This window comes from Paraglaciecola sp. 25GB23A, from assembly GCF_040012495.1.
Classification (GTDB): domain Bacteria; phylum Pseudomonadota; class Gammaproteobacteria; order Enterobacterales; family Alteromonadaceae; genus Paraglaciecola.
Genome location: NZ_JBDYKM010000001.1, coordinates 971,498 through 996,123 on the forward strand (window position 1 = coordinate 971,498; position 24,626 = coordinate 996,123).

Annotated in this window: 18 protein-coding genes and 1 tRNA gene; 11 read left to right on the plus strand and 8 right to left on the minus strand. The window is 42.8% G+C overall.

What is annotated here, in order from left to right; translation table 11 throughout:
• Positions 1–185 precede the first annotated feature (185 nt).
• Genes ABKW31_RS04170 through ABKW31_RS04180 form a run of 3 tightly spaced genes read left to right on the plus strand, consistent with a single transcriptional unit; the run spans position 186 to position 5,097 of the window.
• Complete coding sequence (locus tag ABKW31_RS04170; protein ID WP_348614943.1) at positions 186–2,840, plus strand: family 20 glycosylhydrolase; 2,655 nt, start codon at positions 186–188, stop codon at positions 2,838–2,840.
• Between the two features lie 3 nt (positions 2,841–2,843).
• On the plus strand, positions 2,844–3,773 hold the full coding sequence (locus ABKW31_RS04175) for a BadF/BadG/BcrA/BcrD ATPase family protein (RefSeq protein ID WP_348614944.1): 930 nt from the start codon (positions 2,844–2,846) through the stop codon (positions 3,771–3,773).
• Positions 3,763–5,097 carry a sugar MFS transporter gene (locus ABKW31_RS04180; protein ID WP_348614945.1) on the plus strand — a complete coding sequence of 445 codons (1,335 nt, stop codon included), beginning with the start codon at positions 3,763–3,765 and terminating at the stop codon, positions 5,095–5,097. Before ABKW31_RS04175 ends, ABKW31_RS04180 begins: the two co-directional genes overlap by 11 nt.
• Before the next feature lie 545 nt (positions 5,098–5,642).
• Here ABKW31_RS04180 and ABKW31_RS04185 read toward each other — a convergent pair.
• Positions 5,643–5,719, minus strand: a tRNA-Pro gene (locus ABKW31_RS04185).
• A gap of 232 nt (positions 5,720–5,951) precedes the next feature.
• Here ABKW31_RS04185 and moeB point away from each other — a divergent pair.
• Positions 5,952–6,725: a molybdopterin-synthase adenylyltransferase MoeB gene (gene moeB / locus ABKW31_RS04190; RefSeq protein WP_348614946.1), complete on the plus strand. Its 774-nt coding sequence runs from the start codon at positions 5,952–5,954 to the stop codon at positions 6,723–6,725.
• A gap of 903 nt (positions 6,726–7,628) precedes the next feature.
• On the opposite strand, the gene ABKW31_RS04195 is transcribed toward moeB, so the two are convergent.
• Positions 7,629–9,818, minus strand: coding sequence for a prolyl oligopeptidase family serine peptidase (locus ABKW31_RS04195; RefSeq protein WP_348614947.1), 2,190 nt, complete (start codon positions 9,816–9,818; stop codon positions 7,629–7,631).
• 245 nt (positions 9,819–10,063) lie between these two features.
• On the opposite strand from ABKW31_RS04195, the gene ABKW31_RS04200 reads away from it, so the two are divergent.
• Positions 10,064–12,157, plus strand: a complete 2,094-nt coding sequence (locus ABKW31_RS04200; protein WP_348614948.1) for a S9 family peptidase — start codon at positions 10,064–10,066, stop codon at positions 12,155–12,157.
• A 767-nt stretch (positions 12,158–12,924) separates the two neighbouring features.
• Here ABKW31_RS04200 and ABKW31_RS04205 read toward each other — a convergent pair.
• The 4 genes from ABKW31_RS04205 to ABKW31_RS04220 all read right to left on the minus strand — a co-directional run bounded on the left by ABKW31_RS04205 (position 12,925) and on the right by ABKW31_RS04220 (position 18,582).
• On the minus strand, positions 12,925–13,698 hold the full coding sequence (locus ABKW31_RS04205) for a polysaccharide deacetylase family protein (protein WP_348614949.1): 774 nt from the start codon (positions 13,696–13,698) through the stop codon (positions 12,925–12,927).
• A gap of 67 nt (positions 13,699–13,765) precedes the next feature.
• Positions 13,766–14,824, minus strand: coding sequence for an efflux RND transporter periplasmic adaptor subunit (locus ABKW31_RS04210; RefSeq protein WP_348614950.1), 1,059 nt, complete (start codon positions 14,822–14,824; stop codon positions 13,766–13,768).
• Positions 14,821–18,180: an efflux RND transporter permease subunit gene (locus ABKW31_RS04215; RefSeq protein ID WP_348615198.1), complete on the minus strand. Its 3,360-nt coding sequence runs from the start codon at positions 18,178–18,180 to the stop codon at positions 14,821–14,823. The genes ABKW31_RS04210 and ABKW31_RS04215 overlap by 4 nt, the downstream gene beginning before the upstream one ends.
• A gap of 105 nt (positions 18,181–18,285) precedes the next feature.
• The gene (locus ABKW31_RS04220) at positions 18,286–18,582 is read right to left on the minus strand and encodes a metalloregulator ArsR/SmtB family transcription factor (protein ID WP_348614951.1); all 297 of its coding nucleotides are present in this window, start codon (positions 18,580–18,582) and stop codon (positions 18,286–18,288) included.
• Between the two features lie 145 nt (positions 18,583–18,727).
• Between ABKW31_RS04220 and ABKW31_RS04225 the strand changes: the two genes are divergently transcribed.
• From ABKW31_RS04225 to ABKW31_RS04240, 4 genes are all read left to right on the plus strand, one after another.
• Entirely contained in the window at positions 18,728–18,916 is a 189-nt protein-coding gene (locus ABKW31_RS04225; RefSeq protein ID WP_348614952.1) for a DUF2892 domain-containing protein, read from the plus strand.
• Between the two features lie 3 nt (positions 18,917–18,919).
• A complete protein-coding gene (locus ABKW31_RS04230; protein ID WP_348614953.1) occupies positions 18,920–19,270 on the plus strand; it encodes a rhodanese-like domain-containing protein in 351 nt (116 codons plus the stop codon).
• A gap of 765 nt (positions 19,271–20,035) precedes the next feature.
• Complete coding sequence (locus tag ABKW31_RS04235) at positions 20,036–20,428, plus strand: hypothetical protein (protein ID WP_348614954.1); 393 nt, start codon at positions 20,036–20,038, stop codon at positions 20,426–20,428.
• 271 nt (positions 20,429–20,699) lie between these two features.
• Positions 20,700–21,506 (plus strand): sulfite exporter TauE/SafE family protein, encoded by an 807-nt coding sequence (locus ABKW31_RS04240; protein WP_348614955.1) that lies wholly within the window; start codon positions 20,700–20,702, stop codon positions 21,504–21,506.
• Between the two features lie 123 nt (positions 21,507–21,629).
• On the opposite strand, the gene ABKW31_RS04245 is transcribed toward ABKW31_RS04240, so the two are convergent.
• Positions 21,630–22,193 carry a phosphoribosyltransferase family protein gene (locus ABKW31_RS04245; protein ID WP_348614956.1) on the minus strand — a complete coding sequence of 188 codons (564 nt, stop codon included), beginning with the start codon at positions 22,191–22,193 and terminating at the stop codon, positions 21,630–21,632.
• A 66-nt stretch (positions 22,194–22,259) separates the two neighbouring features.
• Between ABKW31_RS04245 and ABKW31_RS04250 the strand changes: the two genes are divergently transcribed.
• Entirely contained in the window at positions 22,260–22,832 is a 573-nt protein-coding gene (locus ABKW31_RS04250; RefSeq protein WP_348614957.1) for a phosphoribosyltransferase family protein, read from the plus strand.
• 126 nt (positions 22,833–22,958) lie between these two features.
• Positions 22,959–23,417, plus strand: coding sequence for a hypothetical protein (locus ABKW31_RS04255; protein WP_348614958.1), 459 nt, complete (start codon positions 22,959–22,961; stop codon positions 23,415–23,417).
• Here ABKW31_RS04255 and ABKW31_RS04260 read toward each other — a convergent pair.
• Positions 23,404–24,492, minus strand: coding sequence for an ABC transporter substrate-binding protein (locus tag ABKW31_RS04260; RefSeq protein ID WP_348614959.1), 1,089 nt, complete (start codon positions 24,490–24,492; stop codon positions 23,404–23,406). The two genes, ABKW31_RS04255 and ABKW31_RS04260, sit on opposite strands and share 14 nt — an antisense overlap.
• Between the last annotated feature and the right edge of the window lie 134 nt (positions 24,493–24,626).

Genomic DNA, 24,626 nt, shown 5'->3' on the forward strand with positions numbered 1-24,626 from the left:
TTTATTTATGTGTGGCTATAGTTTCTATTGACAGCGTTGTCATTGTTAATTAATGTGCGTTTTATGTTACCTGTTCTTACATCTTGTAGCGGCTAATTAAGGCGCACAGAACAGGGGTATTTGTGGCTGTAATCCGGATTTAAGTCAAATCGTGGAATATATAGTTGATAAAAGGAATAAACGTGATGCAAAGTATCAAACTTCATTGGTGCAGTTATCTAACGGCAATGGTATTGCTATTGAGTGGACATGACTCATTGGCGGCAAGTTCTTCAGTTAATGTCGCACAGCAACAAGCCTTGTTGGACCAAATAACAACAGAGACAGACCTGAGCTTTACGATCCTCAACAATGTTGATGTTGAGCACTGCCAACGCGATGTGGGAGCTGCCCAATGTTATCTAGGCACCATAACCTTAAATTTCAAACAAGATATCAAGCTAGACGATTGGAAGATTTATTTTAGTAATACGTCCAACATCAAATGGGACGGCAGCACGGTATTTGATATCAAGCATATAAATGGCGATATTCACGTCATTAAACCACAGCAAGCACAAAACATTAAAGCAGGTCTGTACACCATTGAATTTAAGGGGGTAGGTTCACTGGTGAGTGAGTCTGAAGCTTTTCCCAATTATTTTATGGTAGCAACAGGCTTGCAAGCTAGAGTATTAAAGGTGACGGTACCAATCATTGATGCCGATACTCACCTTAGGGTATCACCCCACGTCCTTCCTTTTAGTACACGCAAGCAGACCAAACGCAGTCAATACGACGAGGTGGAGTTGGCAAGTCCTCAGTGGTTGTATCATCACTATGCAACCATCAATCAAGCCTTTGGTGAGCACAGTACTGAATCACAAAAATCTCTTTTTAATGCAGAACGTTTACTTCCCTTGGCCCAACAAAACCAGCTTAATTCTGACCTTAGACTCGATCTTCAAAAGGGTCTGAAAATAGACAAGATGGCAGCCCATGATTTTTCTGCTGCTTTTGCGCGTTTAGCTAAAAAGGGGGTGTTAGTGTCTCCTGCCGATGCGTTCGGGGTGCCTTTAAATCTTGAGCTCACGCAACATTCAGCCATAGCTAAGCAAGGCTATCAACTTGTAATCACCACCACGTCTATCAATATTAAAGCGAGTAGCAACAGTGGATTGTATTATGGTTTGATGAGTTTATATCAGTTAATTGACCAACAACAAACTGTGGCCACGGGCCGCTTAGTGGATGGCCCTCGTTATGACTTTCGTGGTTTGCATGTGGATATTGCACGTAATTTTCATAGCAAAGCTTTTTTGCTCAATTTGCTTGAGCAAATGGCGGCCTTAAAACTGAATAAACTGCATTTACATTTAGCCGAAGACGAAGCTTGGCGCCTACAAATCCCTGGCTTACCTGAATTGACTGATGTCGGCGCTTTTCGGTGTTTTGACCCATTAGAGCAACATTGTTTAATGCCTCAGCTGGGTAGTGGGCCAGATAGAGATAGTGCGGTGAATGGCTACTTAAGTACGCAAGATTACCAAGATTTATTGCGCTTTGCCGCAGCACGATTTATTGAAATTATCCCTTCACTCGATATGCCTGGCCACTCAAGAGCAGCCATTAAGGCCATGGAAGCTCGTTATAATCGCTTAGTTGCAGTGGAACTTACGCCTCAAGCTGAGCAGTATTTACTCACTGAGTTTGCGGATAAAAGTGAATATCGTTCTATTCAACATTACAGCGACAATACCCTTAACCCTTGTATTAATTCAACTTACACTTTTGTTAATAAGGTGCTCGATGAGTTGATCAAGATGCACGCAGAGGCGGGAGTTCCACTCAAACGCTACCATATTGGCGCCGATGAAACTGCCGGTGCATGGCAAGATTCGCCCGCCTGCCAAGCATTAATTGCGCAAGGTAAAGAATTACAAAGTAGTGAGCAACTTGGCGCTTATTTTGTTGAAAAAGTTGCCCATATAGTCGCACAAAAAGGCATTGAAGCCGCCGCTTGGGATGATGGTTTAGCCCATGCTAAACAAAGTCAATTACCGGCTAAAATACAAGCCAATATATGGGGTTTATTGCCCAATGGTGGTTATAATCGCGCCCACGATTTTGTGAATCGAGCTTGGGATACGGTGTTGTCAATTCCTGATGTATTGTACTTTGATTTTCCTTACCAAGCTGATCCCAAAGAACCCGGTTATTATTGGGGCGCGCGCAATACTGATAGTTTTCAAGTGTTCCAATTTATGCCTGATAATCTTCCGGTACATGCGGAATTTTGGACAGATTCTATGGGGCGAAACTACCAGAGTGATGAGCAAATTAGTTTAAAAAATGGGGCGAAAGTTAGGGGTATTCAAGCCCAGTTATGGAGTGAGACTGTGGGTAGTGACGACAGTGCGAATTATATGTTGTTTCCACGTTTAATCGCTTTTGCTGAGCGAGCATGGGTTAATCCTAATTGGGCGGTACCTTATCAAGCTAAGCAGCAATATTCGAATAGCAGTCATGTATTTAGTCAAAGTAAACAGCAGCAGATGTATGCTGATTGGGCGAGTTTTAGTCAAGTATTATTAAACAAAGTACTGCCGGGTTTAGATCGTGATGGGGTGTTTTTTCGCTTGCCCACACCAGGCGCTAAAATTGAAAACGGCACTCTGTATGCGAACGCAATGTTTAGTGGCTTGGGTATTGAGTTTAAAACGATAAATAATACCCAGTGGCAGGTTTATTCCGGACCTATTAAGGTCGAAGGTGAGGTGAGTTTACGCTCAACAATGCCTGGATTATCCCGTGTTAGTCGAACTGTGATTATTTCATCCACCTACGTTTCTCAGGAGTAAGTTTTGCAAGGTCATTATTTTATTGGCATAGATGGCGGTGGTAGTAAGTGTAAGGCGCTGCTGCAAAATCATAGTGGTGTGATTATTGGCGAAGGTTTATCCGGTTCAGCCAATCCTGCCACCGATTTATCGTTAGCGCAGCACTCCATTGTCGATGCCTGTGAGTTAGCATTGGCACAAGCGCAATTAAGTCCTGATATTTTAGCTTTATGCCATGTCGGTATGGGCTTGGCTGGGGTTAATTTACCGAGTATCAAACAGAAAATGCTGCAATGGCAGCATCCTTTTGCCACAGTGCATCTGACCACGGACCTACACATTGCATGTTTAGGTGCTCACGGTGGCCAAGATGGTTCGGTGATCATCAGTGGCACTGGCTCTTCCGCTTTTTCGGTGTTAAATGGCCAACAACTTAATCTCGGTGGTCATGGTTTTACTGCCGGTGATAAAGGGGGCGGCGCTTGGATAGGTTTGAGCGCTGCCCGTCTATGTCTCGAGGCAATGGATGGTATTGGTGGGTATTCGCCTTTGGTGGAATCATTTAAACAGCAACTAGCCTGCAAAGATGCCACTGCGGTGGCAGAAATTGTCAACGGCGCGCCGGCTATTTTTTTTGCCGGCTTAGCACCCTTAGTGATTACAGCCGCACAACACAAAGATCCTATTGCGATGAGTATATTGCGTGAAGGTGCTGATTATTTGAGTCAGTTAGCTCGGCGATTATTTATATTTAGCGATAAAAATTTATCGATGATTGGTGGCTTAGCGAAACAACTAGAGCCTTGGTTAGCGCCTGATGTGCAAGCAAAACTGAGTAAAGCCTTACATGAGCCCGATTACGGTGCATTGCTGTTAGCTCAACAACAAACAGGTGTCACCAAGGCAGATTTATTAATTCAAAAAACACAGGAAGGCCCAGTATATGAACGCTGATTTAAGTATTGAACAAAAAGCGCCCCCCCTCAGTAATTTTGTACCTTTAGCAATTATAGGTGCATTATTTTTTATTTTTGGTTTTGTGACTTGGCAAAATGGCGCATTGATACCGTATTTGAAAATGGTTTGCCAACTTACTGATACGCAAGCGATTATGGTTGCCTTTGCTTTTTATGTTGCCTATACAGTGATGGCCTTACCCATGGCGGCAGTATTAGAGCGAACCGGCTTTAAAAACGGCATGGCGCTCGGTTTATTGATATTAGTCGGTGGGTTTTTGTTGTATATGCCCGCGGCTTATTATCAACAGTTCTCAGTGTTTTTGATTGCACAATTTGTGATAGGTACTGGCTTAACTATACTGCAAACCGCCGCGAATCCTTACGTGGTCAAAATTGGCCCAGAAAAAAGTGCGGCGGTACGTATTATGTTTATGGGTTTAATGAATAAAGGCGCAGGGGTAATTGCACCACTGGCTTTTACCGCCATCGTATTAGGTGATTTTGCCAGTTTATCCTCTGCGTCGTTAGCAGCTATGCCCGCACTTGAACAAAGCGAAACCATTACTGCCTTATCTCATGGTTTGATTTATCCGTATTTAGGTATGGCAGTTGTTTTTAGCATACTGGCTTGGTTATTAAAAATGTCCCCCTTACCGGAATTGCCTTTAGAGCAAGAGTCTCAGCAAGCTCAAAACAGTGGGCAAGCAGATAAAACCTCAATTTTGCAATTTCCAGCTTTAGTACTTGGCGCCATGACATTGTTTGCTTATGTCGGAGCAGAAGTCATTGCCGGTGACACTATTGGCTTATTTGCTTCAAATTTAGGCGTGGCAAATGCTAGCTCACTCACATCTTATACTATGGCATTTATGTTAATTGGTTATGGTTTGGGTATTGCGTTGATCCCGCGTTTGGTCAGTCAGGGTGTTGCTTTGGTCGCTTCAGCCGTGCTGGGTTTGCTGTTATCACTGTTAGTGGTATTTAGTGATCCAGCTAGCCAAATTGTGTCGTCTACCTTGTGGGGATGGGCAGGGATACCACTATTACCCGATACCATTACCTTTATTGCCTTGTTAGGGTTTGCCAATGCTTTAGTATGGCCCGCCGTATGGCCCTTAGCATTAGCTGGCTTGGGTAAATTTACCGCGCGTGGCTCTGCCTTATTAATCATGGGGATTTGCGGTGGTGCCATCGTGCCCTTAATTTATGGTTTGCTGTCCGATGCAAGTAATGGTCAAGATGCTTACTGGGTCATGTTGCCTTTGTATGCGTTTATTTTATATTACGCTTTGTTGGGTCATAAAAAACGCGACTGGTAATAATTCACTTGCATCCCTAAAAACCAGAGCCGCCAACGAAGCCAAGAGATTAACAGACAAATTAGTTTGGATGTTTTTCGCGGTTTAACCTTGGCGGCTTTGTTGTTGATCAATAACCAGGGCTCTTGGTCCTAGGTTTACCCGCCATTTTTACATGTCAGTTGCCTTGGTCTTACCCCTACTGATTTAATCTTTCGCTTCTTTTTATCTATTGTTGGCGCGGTGCTGTTTTATTCCGAGTTTAAATTACCCAAACGGTTCAGGCTAGCACTCAACACCTACCTTGGTTGTTTGGAGCAACATTGCGGTTAATTCATTGGCAAAATAACGTTGAGCAAATGGTGGATGTGCAAGGTTTTACTGATCAAAGTTGAAGTGCCATTTTGCCAGCCAAGCAGATTCATTGAGTTTTGCAGTTGCTTTTATTGCACTATTTTAACTGTGAGTTAAGCACTTTTTTCAGCGAACAATATTTATGAAATTATGATTATCAAAAGGTGAGAATAAAAACTGAGGAATAAAAACTAAAGCGGAGGAGAATTTAATGGTCGGTGTGATAGGATTTGAACCTACGACCCCTTCACCCCCAGCGAAGTGCGCTACCAAGCTGCGCTACACACCGACCGAAGAGGCGCAGTTTACTTATTTTTATCTGCTTTGCAACGGCTAATCCACTATCTGTGTGTAAATGCCTAAATGTTGAACAATCTTTGCCGTGAATCAAGCCTAAAGTATCTAGGGATGGCCGACTTTCACTAAAATCAAGCAAAGTAGTTGCAACTATTTTTAGCGACGACTTGTTGTTATCGTCTGCTAGTGTTAAAAAAACGCTTCAATATTGCCAAAGTGAAATTATGAAATCTGCTCCTGTCATTAAGACTCTTACAACTCAACAAGCCCTGCGCTATAGCCGTCAAATAATGCTGCCTGGTTTTGATTTAGAACGCCAAGAACGACTATTGGCCAGCCGAGTTTTGTTAATTGGCGCAGGCGGCTTGGGTTGCGCGGCTGCGCAGTATTTGGTCACTGCTGGCCTAGGACAATTAACCATTGTCGATGATGACAAGGTTGACCTAAGCAATTTACAACGCCAAACCCTTCATACCGAACACGATGTGGGCGAGTACAAAAGTCATTCGGCTAAAGCAACATTAAGCGCTTTGAATTCTGCGATATCGATTACAGCATTGGTGGCAAGATTGAGTGATGAAACCCTCAAAGAGCAATTGGCTCAGCACGATATGGTGCTTGATTGCTCAGATAACCTTGCCACACGCAAACAATTAAATAAGTACTGTTTTGCTACTCTTACCCCACTTGTTTCCGGAGCTGCGATCCGTATGGAAGGGCAGGTGTCTAGTTTTACCCAGCAAACTGAGCATGCCTGTTATCAGTGTTTATGTGCCAGTTTTGGCGAGCAAAACCTGAGTTGCATGGAGGCTGGGATAATGTCGCCTGTGGTCGGAATAATTGGTGCGATGCAAGCCCTTGAAGCCATTAAAATATTAACTTCGTTTGGTAAACCGTTAGCGAATAAATTGTTGATGTTTGACGCCATGCACAGTGAATGGCAAACATTTAACTTAATGAAAAATCCCCACTGCGAAGTGTGTGGTACAACTGCATAAAGGTCGATTTGATTTCTTCAAGAAAAAAGAGATGTAAGTAGATAGGTTAGAGCTGCTAGTTACGAGCAAAAGCAAAAGCAAAAGCATTTCATCACAGAGAACACAGAGTTAAGGCAGCTTCTTACCAAAGACAAATCATCACCCTTGTAGGAGTTCCCGGTAACCGGCGTGGCCCCAACGGAGTGGTTTAGGGACGAACAAATCAACCACAGATGCTGATTTCATAACAAATGTCTATTTATCCATTATGCTTGATTATTCGCAGCTGATAACATCCGTTACGGAGCAGCTCCTACAAATTCTAAATCCCCCCCTTGTAGGAGTTCCCGGTAACCGGCGTGGTTTAGGGACGAACAAATCAACCACAGATGTTGATTTCATAACAAATGTCTATTTATCCATTATGCTTGATTATTCGCAGCTGAAGCAGCTCCTACAAATGCTAAATCAACCACAGATGTTGATTTCAAAACAAATGTCTATTTATCCATGATGGTTGATTGTTCGCAGCTAATAACATCCGTTACGGAGCAGCTCCTACAGGTGCTAAATCAATCCTTGTAGGAGTTCCTTCAGGGACGAACAAATCAACCACAGATGTTGATTTCATAACAAATGTTGTCAATGAGGTTAATTTTCCCCAGCTAGCAACTCCGTTGGGGCAACCCCGTTGGGGCAACTCCGTTGGCTCAAGCCATTAACAACAACAGCTCAACAATAAATAAGACTTTGTTGGTAGGTGGTTTTTTAGTGTTTGCGTTAGATGGCACGGATTTTTAATAAGATAAAATAACAAACAAAGGAGTGAGAATTAACTTAAATTAGAATGTATTTGATAGGAAGGTCGACCTGACTATTTCTATTTGAATTAGTCAGGTCGACGGGTTTTACTCTAGTTAATCTTTATTTATTATCCCGCAATTTTTCAAACAAATAGGTATGTTGTAAGGCTAAACGCTTGGCGGTTTCCTTAAGATTTGCCGCAGCTGAGTGACCACCATCAATGTTTTCATAATATAAAAAGGCATGACCTTGATCTTCCATGCGTTTCGCGGTTTTACGCGCATGAGCGGGGTGTACACGGTCATCTTTAGTGGAGGTAATAAAGAATACTTCTGGGTAGTCTGTTTCGGGGGCAATGTTGTGGTAAGGTGAAATACTGCGTAAAAATGCACCTTCAACTGGATCATTCGGATCGCCATATTCTCCCATCCAAGAAGCCCCAGCGAGCAAGGTGTGATAACGCATCATATCTAACAAGGGAACTTGGCAAATTACCGCATTAAATAAATCAGGACGCTGCGTAAACATAACGCCCATCAATAAGCCGCCATTTGAGCCGCCTTCAATACCGAGGTGCTTAACCGAGGTCACTTTGCTGCTAATTAGGTCTTCGGCAACTGCAATAAAGTCATCGTAGATGTTTTGACGTTGGGTTTTTAAACCCGCCTGATGCCATTTCGGGCCGTATTCACCACCACCTCGAATATTGGCAAGTACATAAACGCCACCACGTTCAACCCACAGTTTGCCCCGTGTGGCGGAATAACTTGGGTTAAGAGAAACCTGAAAACCGCCATAGCCATACAGTAAAGTAGGATTACTTCCATCTAAGGGGATATCCTTTTGACGTACAATAAAATACGGTACTTTAGTTCCATCACTTGAGGTCGCAAACTTTTGCTCACTCACCATGCTGCTGGCATCAAACCAACTGGGTAGAGATTTTGCTTTGGTTTTTTCGCCGCTTTGGGTGTTGTAAACGTAAAGCGTATCTGGTGTTAAAAAGCTTTCTGATGAGACAAAAGCGATGTCTTCTTTATCATTTGTACTACCGATAGATACTGAGCCATTCGCTGGAAAGTCGAGCTTTTTCGACATCCATTGTTCACCATTCCAATCAAATTCATAAGCCGCACCGCTTACATCACGATAAATACTCAATAAGACTTTTGATTGCGTTGTACCGATATTTTCAATAGATGACTTTTCATCAGGACTAAAGACGAGGTTTACGTTTTCAATATTACCATCTGCCATAAAATCATTAATTGCAAAGCTAACTAAGGTGCCTGAAGCAAAATCCCGCCAATCTTCGGCCAAGGTTAATAACACCTGACCTTTGAATTCTCCCGCTACTGATGATTTTAGTGGTATAGGTAATTTTTTACCTGGGGCGATACTGCCGTCTGGGTTTTGCGCAAACCAATAGTTTTCGCTGTCGTAAAAGGTTAGTGCGCGCGTTGCGATGATTTCGTGACGACCGTCAGACAAATCCCAAACCGACGACCAATAGCCAACATCAGTTTGTTCGCCTCGACCGAATTCAACCGCGCTAGTCAGTGGTGTGCCGCGTTTCCATAATTTAGCCACCATTGGGTAACCTGAGTCAGTCATGCTGCCTTCACCAAAATCAACACCAACGACCATGGTGTTTTCATCTAACCACGATACTGAACCTTTGGATTCTTCAGTGATAAAGCCGTCTTGCACAAATGTTTTACTCAGCGTGTCAAATTCGCGGCGTACCACTGCGTCTTTGCCGCCATCGGATAAATTAAGCATACAACGTACATAATCAGGAGCTAAACAGCTTGTGCCTTTAAATACCCAATTTTTACCTTCTGCGGCTGATAGTGCATCGATGTCTAATATGGTTTGCCACTGAGTTGAATCGCTTAAGTAGCTTTCAAGGGTCGCTTTACGCCAAATTCCGCGCACATGCTCAGCGTCTTGCCAAAAATTAAAAACTTCACCATTTCGATAAGACACATAGGGGATTTTGTCTTTGCTTTGTAATATTGCCAGCGCTTCGCTTTCTAATTGTGCAAAAATAGGATCGGCAGTTAATTTACTAAGGGTACGTTCATTCCACTGTTTAACCTCTTCAAGGGCCTTATCGCCTAAGACTTCTTCAAGGTAAAGATGGTCAGCATCTGTCTGTCCTGGGGTATTGTATTGCATAATTTGAGGTTCTTGTTTTTTAAGCACAGTAGTATTTTCTGCTTGGCTATTTTGATTAGAGGGCGAACAGGCACCTAGTGCCAAGGCTGAACTGATGATTAAGCCAAGTGTTAATTTAGAAGAATGCATAGTCACTTCTTTGTTATTTAAAATGGCCTGCATCTAAGCAAAAATTTAATTGGCTTGCAAGTATCTGTGAATGTGCAATCGCTACCGGTAAGTCCCAATTTTCATCACCTTGACGTAAAGCTAGTTTACGGTAGAGCCAGGCTCAAAAAGTTTATGGACTTTTAGTTCGGTGCCTTCTACTGTTTGACGGCGTCTTATGTTGTTTTTTGGCAGGTTAGGGCACTTTAATTACGTAAGGAAATATAATGAATAATCGAACACTATTAATGGCGGGCTTATTTGTTTTGTTGTTACCCATCGGGGTACAGGCAAAAGAATACCCTGCTAAGTCGAAGAAATTTACCGCAGAGCGGGTCTTTGATATGGAATATGCCACTGATCCGCAGATTGCTCCGGATGGTAAATCTGTGGCCTATGTGCGTCATTCAATGGACCGTATGACGGATAAAGACAAAGGTCAAATTTGGATACTGGATTTAAGCACCGGCAGTAACCGCCCACTGGTTAGTGAGCCCAATAGTGCGGGTGCTCCGCGTTGGTCACCAGACGGCAGCCGTTTGATTTATGCCACAGCAACGGATGGTAAGCCAGAATTGCGTTTACTCTATCTGGACAGCGGACGCAGTTTTTCATTGGCGCAGTTTTTTGCAGGGCCGTCTGAAGCAGTATGGTCACCAGATGGCAAAAAAGTAGCCTTTAGTATGTTTGTTGAAACTGAAAAACCCAGTTTCGCTAAGCCAATGTCACCACCCGAAGGTGCTAACTGGAACCCGGCAATGAAGGTTATCGATGATTTAACCTTTAGATTTGATGGCGCTGGTTATTTGCAAGAAGGGGCAACACAAGTGTTTGTTTTGCCGGTTGATGGTGGCACACCTCGTCAAATAACCTTTGGTGAAGCCGATATGTCGGGCCCAGCTTGGCTGAATAACAGCACATTGTTGGTGTCTGGTAATGCTGCCGAAGACCGTGATTTGGACCCAGTTGAAAGTGAAATATATGCAGTAGACCTAGCTGACTTATCAGTGAAGGCGCTGACCAGCCGCGATGGACCTGATGGCAATCCAGTTGTCTCACCTGACGGTAAGTTGATTGCTTACCGTGGTTATGATGACAAAGTGCTGTCATATCAGCAAAATAACTTGTACCTGATGAATACTGATGGTTCGGATAGTAGAGAAATTGCAGCAGATTTCCCCGGATCAATGGGTGATGTTAGCTGGGCACCTGATGGTAAAAGCTTGCTGGTGCTGTCTGAGGATTTTGGCGTAATAAGCTTATATAACATTGACCTCAAAGGGAAAGTCTCAAAAGTAATCAGCGGCATTGGTGGCGGCTCGATTGGTCGACCTTATGCAGACGGTAGTTTTTCTGTCAGCACTAGTAAAAAAACCTTGATTGCTTATATGGCAGGCTTTGCTGACCGTCCGGCCGAAATCGGCGTGGTTGAGCTTAATGGCAAAAATCCTAAAATAATGACCGAATTGAACAGTGATGTATTGCCTTATCTAAATATGGCTAAAGTAGAAGAATTTAAAGTCAAATCGAGCTTCGATGGCAAAGAGATTGAGGCTTGGGTTGCCTTACCGCCTGATTTTAAAGCCGATGGAAGTTTCCCGCTTATTCTAGAAATCCATGGTGGCCCTTATACAATGTATGGCCCTTATTTTGCCAGTGAAATGCAACGTTATGCCGCAGAAGGTTATGTCACAGTTTGGTCGAATCCGCGCGGTTCAACAGGGTATGGTGAAGATTTTGCTCTTGAAATTGACCTGGCATATCCGGGTAATGATTACCATGACTTAATGAGTGTTGTGGATGAGCTAGTGGCAAGAAAATATGCTGATCCTCAACGCTTATTTGTTACCGGAGGTTCTGGTGGGGGCATATTAACCGCTTGGATTGTGACTCAAACCAATCGATTTGCCGCTGCAGCTTCGATTAAGCCCGTGATCAACTGGATGACCATGGCGTTGGCAGGTGATATTGCACAATATGTGCGCCGCCATTGGATACGTGATGATCCCTGGTCGAACCCAGAGGCTTTTCTTAAACATTCACCCATTCGCTACGTGGATAAAGTGAAAACCCCGACTTTGCTAATGGTAGGAGAAGAAGATTACCGCACCCCCGCGTGGGAAGCTGAGCAGTTTTACACCGCGCTGAAAATGCTTGGTGTCGATACCGCACTGATTCGTGTACCGGGCTCGCCCCACTATATCGCCTCACGCCCCAGTCGTTTAGTGGCTAAAACCGACAACATTATGGGTTGGTTTGCTAAATATGATCCAACGAAAAATAAATTGAATAAAGAAGAGTCAAAAGACTCAGCTGAATAAACCGCACTGTTTGTTCTAAGCATGGCCTGCGGCGGCCACTAAGATTATGCGCTGCGCGCACTTATCGCTTCGCGACCGCAATCCATTGCTTTCTTCAAGCCGCATCCCTGCGGCTTGAGTTACTTCTTTCCAACAGCCGAAAGAACTAACGAAGAAAGGCCGCTCTCCGGCAAGGCTCTTATTCCGTTTATTGACCAAATTAAGCAGGCCACTTTTAGCCGTTCCCGACGGCAAAAAGCTCAATTGGCTATCCATGCCAATTGACCCGAATGATTTAGCCAATAACCGGCGAGCCTTGAGTCGAGAGAATATGGCCTTCGGCCACAAAGATTATGTCCTTTGTAGGAGGTGCTTCAGCTCCGAAGCTTTAAGTTACCGCGGCCAAAGATGATGTGCTTGATGCCCACATTCTTCGATTTAATTCCGCGCCGGTTTGATAGCAAGGTATATGTAAAATTGGCTCAGTAAGTTGACCGGAGAGCGGCCCTTTTTGCCTACTTTTTACGGCTGTTGGTAAAAAGTATGGTCGGGCGGCAGGGATGCCATTAGAAAAACGCAATGGATTGCGGTAAGCGACAGCGCATGCCTTGTTCACGAAGTGCATGCGGTGTCGCGAAGCGATGTCTTTGTGGTTTTTTAAAAGAGTTCGCAGCTAAATAACATCCGTTACGGACAGCTCCTACAGATGTGGTATCAAATTGGGGTATGCCCCATCGCATAGCGATGCATTTAAAGAGCGCGCAGCGATTCCATCACTGCGCGTAGTGCTAGCGCTTATGCTGTGCCAACATAATATTGCGGTAGGTATCTACCCAGTATTTATCTCTGTTCGTTACTAAGTAATCTAAAAATTTAGCATGCTCTGCTGTGGTAGTAACAAGATGATCACCACCAATGCCGTGGAACAATACGTTGATTAATTTGATATTTTTAGGCTGTTTTTCGACAAAATCGATAATTTGTTGTGCAGTAATATCACTTGGTGCTAGCAGCACCGCAAAATTAGGATCTTCATTACCTTTAATACCAATAAACTGACCTTTAACCGCTTCAACATAATTGCCGTCTTTAGCCATTTGATCATAACAAGGTGGGGTAAGGGTATGCACTGTTTCGCCATCCATAGCCGTTAATAGGGTATTTGCCACAGTGACTTCATCGACCATCGCCAGCACAGGCTTATTATCTAAATTGTTGTGCACTGGCACCCAATCACGGCCGGGTTGAGATTTTCGACAAGCGTGAAATAAAGTGTGATTACCCAGCTCATGACCCTGTTGGGCAAGTGTTTTCCACTCTTGAATGCGATTTTTAAAGGCTTCTGACAAAGGCACAACATAAAACGAGGCTTTAAGTCCGCGTTGATTTAAGGCCGGAACTGCATTATCTAACTGGCTATTTAAAGCATCATCATAAGATAAACTAATAGCGACTTTATTGCCTTGCGGCCAATGCTCAGCGGCAGATAGATTGAGCGACAACACAGACAATAATGTCGTTGAAATAAGAAAATATTTGGCAAAATACAGTTTAATTTTCATGTCAGCCTAATTTTGAATAAAAAAATACGGCCTCAGTGTGCCGTATTTAGTTGCCCATCAACAGTGCTTATTTTATCAAAGGGCTTATTATTTCTCCTGGTTTTAAACCTGAAATAATCTCTACTTTATCGCCATAAACTTCGCCTAAGCGCACAAAACGTCGGCTTAATTGGCCGTCATTTACCACCCATACTCTATCTAATTGTCCAAAGCTTTCTACCAAGCCTTGGGGCACTAGAATGACAGATTCTTCATCTAAGGGAATATGTAAACGAGCGAACATACCGGGCCGCAATTTTTCATCAAACTGAATGTCTGCTTTGACTAAAAAACTATGGGCGTTAGGGTCTGCTGCGGGCACTAATTCCGAAATGGTTGCCGGGATTTGCATATCTAAACTGTCAATATACACACTGAGCTGTTGTCCAAGACTTAAGCGGGTTGCTACCGCTTCACGCACGTCAGCTTCGATAAGCAAGGACATGGGGTTATACAAAGCGAGTAAAGGTTGCCCCGGAGTCGCCATATTGCCTGGCTCGGCTTTTCTATCAACGATTCTACCTGAAATAGGCGCGAGGATTTTGCTGTAGCTAAGAGCGGCTTCTGCTTCTTTTTGTCCTTGTATTGCGGCTTGTATCTCACCACTAATACGCGTGGCCATGGCCTTAGCTTGGTCAAGCTCCGCATTAGAGGCCAAGCCTTGTTGTTTTAGATTTTGGGTGCGCTCCAAGGTATTTTGTGCTTCGTCCATCGAGCCTTGTAAAGAGGCTAATCGTGATTTTGATTGCGCCACTTGACTCATTAAATCACTGTTTTCTAACACAATCAGAGGCATGCCTTGACTAACTTGGTCGCCAGCACGTACGTTGATTTTTTCAATGCGCGCTAAGATCCTACTGGATATTAACGTGGTTTCGCGGGCCTTTAAACTGGCCGGTGCAGATTCCATTTTTGCCACGCTACTTAGCTCAACTTGCCATGTCGTTGCCACATTTTGTGCAGAGGGTGTCACTTCATGGGGGGCGACCTTATCTGTAAATAAACCGGCCATCCAGGCTATAGACATAACCAGCACGAGTACCGCGCCAATGGGGCCAATCACCTTACGTAACTTTACCGAATTCATGCTGGGTTCTCCTGTGTTGATGAGGTTGGGAGTGGATTAACTTGAGATTTATCTGTGTTTACATCGCTGTCTTTGTCGAACACTAAAAAATACACCATAGGTACAACAAACAGTGAAAAGAAGGTCGAAGCAATAATGCCAAATATGATGGCCAATGCGAGGCCACTAAATACTGGGTCCAAAATAATAACGACGTTGCCGAGTAGTGTAGTGCCCGCAGTTAATAACACTGGGCGCATGCGCACGGTACCTGCCGCTAACAAGGCTTGTTTGATATCGGCCCCTTGTGAGCGAGCCAGAGTAATGAATTCGACTAATATCAATGAGTTTCGCACTACGATACCGGCGAGGGCTATCATGCCAATCATGGCAGTAGCGGTAAATAGCACCGGATCAGGCGCTCCACCTATCCAGCGTTCACCAAACTGATTCATTAACCAAAAGCCCGGCATAATACCGATAATTGTTAAGGGAATAGCTGACATGATAATTAAAGCCAAACCGCTACTGGCGGTTTGCCAACGTAATACAAAAAATATACCGACTAAGGCAAACGCAAAGGCAATACCCATATCACGGAAAACATCAATGGTAATTAACCATTCGCCTTCACCGCCAAAGTTAATACTGACCCCCTCAGGCACCGCCCAATTAATACCCGCTCCCGAGTTTAAATAATTACGGGTCTCCCAGTCACTCGTTTGCCAGCCGCTGGCCTGCTTATCTGCCATGGCTTGATTGATATCGGCAAAGCTATTGTTTTCGCTTGGGAGGATGCGATCTGAAGTAATATCAGCTATGACTTCGGCCGGTGTACGACCTGATAATTCTGCCATCACATAGATGACTGGGCGCAAGTCTTTGTGCAAAATTGGCTGACTAACTTCAAGCGTTTGCCATTGACCTAATTCAGCCAAACTAACAATAGGTTGGGGTGCTGGCTGTAATCCTACCCCAGCATCTTGTTGTGCTATGCCCAACATACCTTTAAGGGGCAGGGTACTAAAATCGCTGGTTTGATTGGCGCTTGAGAAAGGCAGTTTTAACTCAATCTCCAGTGGTGTGGCTTCATTCTCACGCTGAAAAACACCGGCACTTAAACCTTGTACTGCAAGGTCCAAAGTTTGATTGACATCAGTGGTCGAAATACCAGAGAGCGCTGCTTTTTGTTTATCCACCACAAAACGTGAAATCTTTTGTGGAGCAGTCATACTGGAGTCAACTTCAACCACATAAGGCTCTTGTTTGAGGCGTTGCATCAATATAGTTGCAGCTTGTTGTTGAGTGGCTAAGTCAACAAACGGCTCGGCGTATACCTCAGCTACCAGAGTGCTCAACACGGGCGGACCGGGTGGTACTTCTACCACTTTGATGTGGGTATTGAGGGCTTGTAGTGGCGCCAACAATTCCCGTAAGCGTAGTACTACGCCGTGAGATTGGTGCTCACGTTCTGACTTATCTACCAGTATGACTCTTACTTCAGCTTGATAAGGGGCGTTGCGTTGATAGTATTGACGCACCATTCCATTAAAATCCATCGGTGAGGCTTCACCCACGTAGGCCGCTAATAAACTTACTTCTGGCAGTGTTTTTGCGATTTCTATTACTTGTTGGGTAAGCGCGGCGCTGTCTTCCAAGGTGGATGATTCAGGCAAGTCGATCAGTAACTGGATTTCATTTTTATTGTCAAAGGGCAATAATTTTAGCGGCACACTGCGCAGCAATGGCAATAAACTGGCGGCAATAAATAACACTAATACCAGCCAAAGGCCCAATTTAGAGCGCTGCTTATTGGCGATCAGAGGGCTAAGCATACGATCATAAAATGAGCGCTTAGGCTCTTCGATGATTTCTTCCTTTTTAAGGATTTTGGAGGCCAACCAGGGGGTGATCAAAAACGCCACAAACCCAGATATTGTGACACTGATAGGCACGTTAAATGCCATTGGGGCCATATATGGGCCCATCATGCCAGTGATAAAAGCTAAAGGTACAAAAGCCAGAATAATGGAGATGGTTGACATAATAAGTGGTGAACGTATTTCTGCCATGGCGGCCACTATGCGCTCACCTCTGGTGTTTTTATCCTTGTCTTTAGGCAAATTCAGGAAACGACTGATATTGTCAATCCCAGTAATAGGATCATCCACTAATAAACCTAACGATAAAATCAGGGCAAACAAGGTCACCCGATTAATACTGTAACCCAATACCAAATCTAACATGAGCGTCAGGCCGTAACACACGGGGATCGCTAAGCCCACTACGATAGCCGCGCGCCAGCCTAAAAATATGGCGATAAAAACCACCACAGTAAAAATGGCGAAGGCAAGGCTAGAGGTAAGATCATTGACCTTTTCGTTGGCTGTTTGGCCATAATCTCTGAGGATTTTATAATGCACTTCAGGCGGCAAAAAATCCGCTTTCAGCTCAGCCATTTTATTTAATACGTTTTGGGCCACACTGACCGCATTAGTGCCTTTTTGTTTGGCAACACTGATGGTTACCATGGGATTCGCTTGTTGGCTTAGGGCTTTGTCTTCAGTACTTTGGCTATCCTGTTTAGCTTGGTGACTATATTCCAGCCATTGGTAGGCTTGAACGGTCTCTTGTCCGTCGATGACAGTGGCTACGTCTTGCAATAATACGGCTTTGCCATTGACCATGTTAACCACTAAGTTGTTTAACTCGTCGATGCTACGCAGCACATCACCTGATTCAATTAACACCGCTTTGGCACCCATCACAATGGCAGATGATTGACGTAATTGGTTTGATAGTCTGATGGCATCATAAACATTTAAGGCGCTGGTTTGATAGGCGGCAAGGGCGGTAACATCTAACTCAACTTGGATTTTACGTTGACGGCCACCGATGACTTTGACTTCACTGGTGTTTTCAATGCCTTGTAATAAGGTAGATACTTCTTGCGCTATACGGTGTAAAGCGACATCGTTATATTGTTGTTCATCACTGCTGGTCAAACCAATCATAACAATGGGTACGTCATCCACTTCCACGGGTTTTAATAACCAGTTTTGCACTACTGCGGGGATAAGATTCTGATTTGCATATAGTTTGTTATAGGTATTAAGCAGAGCATCTTCGCGATCTTCACCGACATAAAAGCGTAAAATTACTGACAGCTGTCCATCTAAAGACGTGGAATAAACATGTTCAACCCCTGATATTTGGGTCAGTAGTTTCTCAAGTGAAGTGGTAACTTGTCGCTCTACTTGGCGAGCAGATAAATTTGGGGCGTCCACCATAACCTCAATCATGGGGACAACAATTTGCGGCTCTTCTTCACGTGGAGTGACTTGCAAAGCAATAATGCCCGCCACTAATGCAAACATAAATAAAAATAGAGGCAGTCCTCCCTTTAGGGAGTAACGAACCGCTTTGTCTATTGGATGTGAGTTTTGTTGTTCAGACACAGTTTTCTCCAGCAAAAAATTTAATTAGGCGCCGCAAAAAAACTCATAGAGTTTTTCAATGATCTGTTTTACCCGCGGATCACTGACGGAATAATAAATGCTCTGGGCATCGCGACGTGTGTCTACCAAATTGTGTTCGCGCAATACGGCCAGATGCTGTGACAAAGCCGATTGGCCTAAGGGCACGCTTTGGTTTAACTCAGAGACACTGCGTTCTTGATTCATCAGAGTGCATAAGATCATCAAGCGATTTTTATTTGCCAATATCTTCATAAATGATTCAGCCTGACCGGCATTATTAGCGAGTTGTACTAGATCCACGATTTCCACTTACCCATTTTTAGCAACGATACAGACTATTATAGTGATTATATTAGGAAATGCTAATATTAGTTGCTTCTAATATTAGTTGCTTCTAATATTAGGGAGCGCTAATATAGTTAAACATTCACTGTGGAGAGAAATAATGAAATTACATGCTGCCTTACGTTTAGTTGCTGGAGTCATGCTATTGTTATCTTTAGCATTAACTTATTGGGTCAGTCCCAATTGGATTTTTTTTAGTGCATTTATTGGGCTTAACTTGCTTCAATCAGCGTTTACTTGCTGGTGTCCGATGATCACTATTCTAAAAAAATTAGGTTTTGAGGAGTAAATTATGCTGTTACCTGTTGCTGATTTAATCAAAGAAGTAAAACAACATGTCCGTTGTATCGATGCACAAACTGCCGCAAGTGAGCGTAAAGCAAACAAAGGCTTATTAGTTGATGTGCGTGAGCCTGCTGAACATCAAACAAAACCCGCGTTTGGGGCAATCAATATCCCCCGTGGTTTGCTTGAAATGAAGTTGATGGAATTAGAGAAAGATCCAACACGGCCCATTTATCTGCATTGTGCTACTTCAGCCAGAGCTGCACTTGGTGCAGAACAACTCAAGCGGGTGGGGTATCAAAATGTAACGGTTATTACCTGCAATATGGATGAAATTCAGCGTTGTTGCGAGTTGTAATCGCTTTGAGTAACACGGCCTACTATGAGTTGTAGGCCGCTGGACAGAAGTATCAATGTAGTAAAGTACTTCGCCACTTGAAGTCAATTTCTGAGTTTAAACAAGACTTTTTGACAGTATTGGATAAAACTCAATTTATGAAGCTGGTTAATTTACCACCCGTAGTGGCTGTTGCTGAGGAGTTCAATGAACGATTATAAGTAGCCTAAGCCGAATTTATCCGCTAATACTCATTCGGCGACAAACTTGTGAGTAATTACATTTAGGTTAAATTCACAACCCTCATCAGAAAGGTCATTGAGACCCCATTTGTATAGGGTGCTATCGGGCAGTAGCACTTATACTATCAGTCGAAACCCGATTGCCAAACCAAACTAATTTTGGCCCACGCAACAGAGCAAGGTGCGGTCCAACCGTTGCAACTAGAAAATTGTTCAAAGTCAAAATGATTTATGCCTACTTCGACTGGTCGAATATGCAAACCTTGCAACATACATTATTTTATCAATCGACTATCAAAGAGCTATGTTTTATTGATAACTCCTATGACAACCAAGTGTCATAGTACTTCAGTAGAACTGATTATAATTGATAATACCTACTTGTTAATCTATCTCGGGGACTTAGGCACAAACAAAAATGTTAACTAAGGTTATTTACCATATTACTATTTTGATGTTTTTTGAGCATATTTATAATTAGTGTAAAAGTTAGAATATTAACTGCAAAAAGGTCGCTTAAAACGCAATTCAAGAGGTCGGTATTATGTTTGAAGCTCATGCTCATGGAGCATTTGAATTAAAAGTCGAAGGGCTTATTTTACACGCATACATAATAGGTAGCTGGAATATTCAAGCAGCCTATGATTACAAAGAAGCTATAGAAAAAATTATCAAGCCTCTAGTAGGTCAAACTTGGGCAATGATATCTGTTGTAGATGAATGGGAATTATATACTCCCGACTGCAAACCAATAATGATTGAACTGTCTCATTACGCTTATGCAAGTGGATTGTCCAAAGAAGCTATCGTTAATCAAGTCGCCAGTGTCAAATTGGAGGCATTTCCTGCTAAGATTAAAGGGTTTCCAACTTTTCAAAGGCAGTTCTTTCACACAAAAGAAGAAGCAGTTTCATGGCTCAATGATGAAGGTTTTTAAAAAGCGAGTTTATGAGCTCGGGTATTGTTATAAGTCATTGTTATGATTTATTTTTATTATTAAAGGTCCGTTTTTCAATAACATGGATCTTCAAAAAAGCTTAAGCGCTAAGTTTCCTGTAGTTTTCAGTTCTTGCTGACTCTAAACAAATTCCGCTAGCGTAGGTAAGTTTTTTAATTTTCAGCTGAAACAAGGCTGAACTTTACATACTAATTATCGTTAAAATAGCTTGCTTTACCTCACTCCAAAAATACTTTAAAAAAGGAAACTTGTGGAACATCTTCTTGGGTGGCAGTACGCCTTAATTGGTTTAATTTTTGTGTGGAGTGGTTTTGTACGCAGTGGATTAGGTTTTGGTGGTGCGGTGTTGGCTTTGCCATTTTTGTTATTGGTACATAATAAACCACTGGTCTTTTTGCCGATAATCTCGATTCATCTGTTAGTTTTTTCCAGCTGGATTGCGTGGCGCGGTGCTATCGCCAACAAAAGACAAGCTAAGTTGGCAACAGAGCAGGGCGCAGTAATAACTGAAGGTGAAGGTAATATTGCCTGGGCTTATCTTAAAAAAGCTCTTGGCATCATGATTATCCCAAAACTTATAGGTGTATTTGGTTTACTGACCTTACCAAGTGATACTGTTACTGGGGTTATTTTTGTTATCGTGGCCATTTTTGCCGTGTCTTATATCCTTAATAAACCTTTTTATAGTAATAATAAAACGCTTGATACGATATTTTTGATGCTTGGCGGCTATGTCAGTGGTACTTCATTGATTGGCGCGCCATTAATTGTTTCGGTATTTGCCACCAAAGTACCGCGCCATCAGTTGCGCGATACTTTGTTTGTATTGTGGTTTATTTTGGTCATGATCAAGATGACATCGTTTGTCATTGCGGGGATAGACTTGCAATTAATTCATCAACTTTGGCTATTGCCCTGTGCTTTGCTCGGTCATGTTTTTGGACAGCGCCTCCATGAACGAATAAAACAAGCCGAAACCCCACGTTTTTTCCAATTTGTCGGAGTTGCTCTGTTGGTCGTGTGTGTGTTTGGGATATATACCAGCTTTATTCTTTAAATATTGACTGAGCAGGCATGGACTTTAGTTAAAGATTTACTGTGTTATATTAATCAATAAGTCGACATTATTAGCACTGTGGTATTAATGGCATCGCAGCACTCATAATAATAATGGCAACAGTTAACTCATCAAGTCGCGTAAATAGGGCTTATACACTTCAATTTCTTTTGCGCTTAAGCCCTTTAGTTCATAAGGAAACACTAGCCAACTGTCGGTTTCATGAAGAAAGTAATTTAAGGCTAAATCAGCACGTTTGTAATCCTTACGTTGGTAAAGCGTGGCGATTCGAATATCTTTTGGTAAGTTCTTTTTCAAGTGTTTGCGCAGTCGAACTATTGTCGCCTCGATACTGAGACCAGTACTAAACACGTCATCAACAATCAGTAGTGAATCGTCTGCATTTAAATTTTCAATCAGGTACTGAGTGCCGTGTACACGAATGGTCTCAGGGGCGTTCACCATTGATTGGTAGCTCGGCAGACCACTATAGGAAGTTCGAATAGAAATATGATCGGTGTCAATTCCCAATGTTTGCAAGCATTCCTGAACATAAATACCCACTGAACTTCCGCCTCTCCATAAGCCTACAATAAACGTAGGGCGAAACCCCGATTCAAAAATTTTCACGCCAAGACGAAATGCGTCTTGGATCAAAGTATCTTCATCTAAAAATATTTTTTTCATCGTTTACCTATAAGAATGCAGTTCATCTCAGTATGATGTTGGTAGCGATTATACATGGTTAATATAATGGAAAAAACGTACCTTTCTGGCGAACAACTGTTAGTCGACTCTTTCAAACTGGCGCAAATGGTTCTTGCCAGTGGTTTTAAACCGACTTTCATCATTGCGCTCTGGCGGGGTGGTGCACCGATTGGCATTGCCGTCCAAGAGTATTTAAGTTATCACGGTATTGAAACCGATAACATCGCGATCAGAACATCGTCATACGCCGCTGGTATTGATCAGCAATCTAGAGTGGTAAAGGTGCATGATCTCAATTATTTGGTCAAAAACGTGCAAGATCATGACAAACTGCTTATTGTCGATGACGTCTTTGATACCGGTCGTTCTATTGCTGCTGTTTTAGAGCAGCTGCGCGCTGCGACCCGATTGAATATGCCCACAGATGTGCGTATTGCGATCCCATTTTATAAACCTAGCCGCCGCGAAGTCGATTTTGAACCAGACTACTACGTTCATGAAACAGCGGCGTGGTTAAAATATCCACACTCTTTAGAAGGTCTCACCGTTGCTGAGATCAAAATGCACCGTCCTGAACTATACGAAATACTCAAAGCTCACTTACCAACAGTAAGTTGAAGCTCACTGTGAGCGTCTATTAGGCGTTGAAACCTACAATCCCTATAACTTATTGACAGAGAATTATGTTTTTTCTGCTTTTTTGCGTAATATAAAAACCATAAAGTGATGTCAGTTTATCGAGATATGAAGGTCATAAAATCAACTAATTATGCCAGCCAAGCAACGGCCTATAGCCATAAATTGGCACTTGGAATTGGGTCTGTACCCGAGGTTGTTAACTGGGCGAATTCTATTGCCTCTTCCTTGCATACTGCAGATGATTGCTTAACAGAATTGGCCGGCAGCGAGCAGCTGACAAGCAAACAAGTCCTTGTTATTTTAGGCCAGTTTATGCCACCGCCAGAGGATGATACTTGGTGGCGATTAACGAAAAAAATGATTTCTCAAGCATTAGATGAGAATAATATTCAAGCAGTAAGAGCCGTGTCTTATTTTTATGATCTGGCTGTCGATGGTGTTATTCCCCCATACGACCGTGAGGCTCTTTATCAGTTTGAGTTGGAATACGCCTGCCTTAACGAGGGTTTTGCTGAGCAAATCGAGGTAGATAATAAGGTCAAATACTTTTTTATTGCGACTTGAACTGGGCAAACTTTATGATGTTGTTTACAGTTAAGGGGAGAGGCGTTCCTTCTGTTTTACTGGTTGAAAACTGCTCAAATGCAACATGGTTCCAGTTATTTTTCTTTAAAAAATCCAGATAAGTATCGACATTTTGTCGAGTAATTAACTCAAATTGATAGGATTCTGGGTGGGTTGAAAAACGGTCAACACCGTTTTGAAAATCAACTATTTTAATAATCGCAATAGCGCCCATCAAAAAGTGTCCGCCCACTGAGGCACTAAGTTCACCTTGTTTTATTTTGGTAAGTGCTTCCGGAAGCCAATCGAAACCTCCTATCATTATCGGCTTATCAGAAAGCTGACGGTATTGTTTTAATGTTTCAATGGCTAATTGGTCACCTGCGCACCAAAAAATACTGGTAGCGGGGTAACGCTCAAGAATCAAGCCCATATTCTCTTTTAGGCTATTTGGATTCCAATGGCTGGGGAAAACTTGATTGAATCTAGGATCTCTATTGTGTTGCAGTTGGGTTAATGCATACTCTCTGGTTTGGGATAGATTATCAAAGTCCCCACCAATAGCTGTGATAGAGGGCTTAAGTGTAGGCTGTTGAATCTTTAACTCACCAAGCAGAGCATCCAGTAATAGTTGACCACCGGAAGCGTTGTCATAACTAACCTCACCAATCCAATATTTATATTTTTGTTGTGGCCGTTGTAATTGTTTCGCCTCGTCTCCTGAGAAAGCTTGTTCTAAAGTGACAAAGTGAATGCCACTTGCCTCAACTTTGTCAAATACTATTGTTGCATTGCCATAAAAGGGTCTAAAAATAAGATAGTCTGGTTTATTTTTACGCGCAGTAATTTCTTCGATAATACTGCGCACTGAATAACGATTTTCTCCACCATATATGACCTCTAAATTAACATCAACTCGCTCAGCTGCTGCGGCGCTAATATGATGAACCAGAGCCCAAAAAGCCGGGCCTTTATTGTCAGGTATGATCAAGCTTATGTTTATAGCAAATGCTAAGTTTGAAAAAGCCAACAGCAATAGAGAACTAAAAACCTGTATATTTAGTCGACAACTCATGGGCATTAATTCACTTAGTTTTAAATAGATACTGCAGTGCATCATAGTTGAAAGTTTGGCTATGAACCACCTTCTAATCATGCCACCAAAATGTTAAATCACACTAGTCTCACATTTTCTTATATAGCTCGGCG